This is a genomic window from Mesorhizobium sp. M1A.F.Ca.IN.020.06.1.1 (genome assembly GCF_004023265.1).
Classification (GTDB): Bacteria; Pseudomonadota; Alphaproteobacteria; order Rhizobiales; family Rhizobiaceae; genus Mesorhizobium.
Map to the genome: position 1 here is coordinate 1 of NZ_RZSR01000975.1, position 2,176 is coordinate 2,176.

Consider the following 2,176-nt stretch of genomic DNA (forward strand, 5'->3'; position numbering starts at 1 on the left):
GCATCGCCGCGTTCCGGCAACGCTTCGACGTCACCATCGATCTGGCCATCACGGCCACGGAAACGGAGGATTTTCCGGTGATGCGGGTGTTGCGCGATGTCGAACTGACGGCGGCCGACATGGCCTTCGTCAACGGAGCCGCGTAAACCCAGATGGCCGTCTACACCGACGTCAACGAAAACGAGCTCAGCGCGTTTCTGAAAGCCTATCCGGTGGGCGAGCTCCTGTCCTACAAGGGCATCGCCGAAGGGACCGAGAACTCGAATTTTCTGGTCCATGCTTCCACCGGTTCCTACATATTGACGCTCTACGAGAAGCGCGTCGACAAGGCCGATCTGCCCTTTTTTCTCGGCCTGATGGGCCATCTCGCGCGAAAAGGCATTTCCTGCCCGCTTCCAGTCACCGCGCATGACGGAACCGTCATCGGCACGCTCGCCGGGCGCCCGGCGGTCATCATCACCTTCCTCGAGGGCCTGTCGCTGAGGCGCCCGACGGCAGCGCATTGCGGCGAGGTCGGCAGGGCGTTGGCCGCGCTCCATCTCGCGGGGCAGGATTTCCCGATGAAGCGGCCGAACGCGCTTGCCATCGACGGCTGGCGCAAGCTCTGGGCGGCGTCGCGCGATCGCGCCGACGAGGTCGAGCCGGGGCTCGCGGCCGAAGTCGACGCGGACTTCCTGGATTTTGGGCGCAACTGGCCGACCCGCCTGCCACAAGGCATCATCCACGCGGATCTCTTCCCGGACAATGTCTTCTTCCTTGGCGAGAAGCTGTCCGGGCTGATCGATTTCTATTTCGCCTGCGACGACCTCTATGCCTATGATGTCGCCACGTGCCTCAACGCCTGGTGCTTCGAGAAGGACTTTTCCTTCAACCTCACCAAAGGGGCCGCGCTGCTTGCCGGCTACCAGTCGGTGAGGCCGCTTGAGGGAGAGGAAAAAGCGGCGCTGCCGATGCTGGCGCGCGGCTCGGCGCTACGCTTCATGCTGACCAGGCTCTATGATTGGCTGACCATTCCCAACGGCGGGCTAGTGATGAAGCGCGATCCGACCGAATATATCCGCCGCATGCGCTTCCACCGGGCGATCAAGTCTCCATCAGAATACGGACTGACATGAACAAGCAAATCGAGATCTTCACCGACGGCGCCTGCTCGGGCAATCCCGGGCCGGGCGGCTGGGGCGCGGTGCTGCGCTATAACGGCGTCACCAAGGAGCTGTCGGGCGGCGAGGCCGAGACCACCAACAACCGCATGGAGCTGCTTGCCGCCATCAGCGCGCTCGATGCGCTGAAGGAGCCCTGCACGGTCGATCTCTATACGGACAGCAAATACGTCATGGACGGCATTTCCAAATGGATCCATGGCTGGAAGAAGAACGGCTGGAAGACCGGCGAGAGGAAGCCGGTCAAGAACGGTGAGCTCTGGCAGGCGCTCGACGAGGCCAACAGGCGACACAAGGTTATCTGGCATTGGGTGAAGGGCCATGCCGGCCACCCGGAGAACGAGCGCGCCGACGAACTGGCAAGGCAAGGCATGGGGCCGTTCAAGCCGAAGCAGGCGCGGCCGGCACCGGTTGCGGCTGCGCCGCAGAAGGCTGGTGCTCCGGCCAGGAAGCCCGCGCCCCGACGCTCGACCCAGAGCTATTGACGCGCCTGACGTTCTCTACCGGATCGCCAGCGCCGTGGAGAACAGGCCGAGGGCGAAGACCGTGTGCGAGACGAGGTTGAGCGCGCGCACCAGCATCGGGTTGGGCGTCCTCGACGCTGCCCAGCCGGCGCCCATGCCGGGCGCCAGCAGGAACCAGCCGGCGCCGACGGTGACGATGCCGAGGATGAAGGCCGGCAGGAAGGTCGGCGCTGCCAGCCAGCCCGTTCCCGCCAGCACGACCAGGATCACGCCGTAGAGAATTCCGACGAGATAGTGGAACGCCCAGCCCAGCGCCTTTTCATGCGTGTAGAGGGCGGCCTGACTGATATCGTCATGGAAGACCTTCTCGGGCAGATGCCGGACCCAGCGGCCGACCATGCCCCAATTCGGCCGCGGCAGCCCGAACGCCTTGTTGAGGATAATCGCCCAGACGTCCATGAAGACCGTGGCGCCGATGCCGATCGCGATGGCGCGCCAGACAATGTCGAGCATCAGAGCTGCTCGAGGATTTTGGCCGCCCCGCTCTCGTCG

General features: G+C 64.3%; 3 protein-coding genes and 1 pseudogene. 3 read left to right on the forward strand and 1 reads right to left on the reverse strand.

The window, feature by feature from the left end; all coding sequences use genetic code 11:
- The 3 genes and pseudogenes from EOA60_RS29755 to rnhA form a co-directional block, all read left to right on the forward strand.
- A pseudogene (locus EOA60_RS29755) lies at nucleotides 1-146 on the forward strand (4-hydroxy-3-methylbut-2-enyl diphosphate reductase); the annotation flags it as partial.
- A 6-nt stretch (nucleotides 147-152) separates the two neighbouring features.
- Nucleotides 153-1,115, forward strand: coding sequence for a homoserine kinase (locus EOA60_RS29760; RefSeq protein WP_095823797.1), 963 nt, complete (start codon nucleotides 153-155; stop codon nucleotides 1,113-1,115).
- Entirely contained in the window at nucleotides 1,112-1,645 is a 534-nt protein-coding gene (gene rnhA / locus EOA60_RS29765; RefSeq protein WP_095823796.1) for a ribonuclease HI, read from the forward strand. The genes EOA60_RS29760 and rnhA overlap by 4 nt, the downstream gene beginning before the upstream one ends.
- Before the next feature lie 15 nt (nucleotides 1,646-1,660).
- Here the strand turns inward: rnhA and EOA60_RS29770 are convergent, their stop codons facing one another.
- Entirely contained in the window at nucleotides 1,661-2,137 is a 477-nt protein-coding gene (locus EOA60_RS29770) for a DUF2938 domain-containing protein (protein WP_067327862.1), read from the reverse strand.
- Nucleotides 2,138-2,176 lie beyond the last annotated feature (39 nt).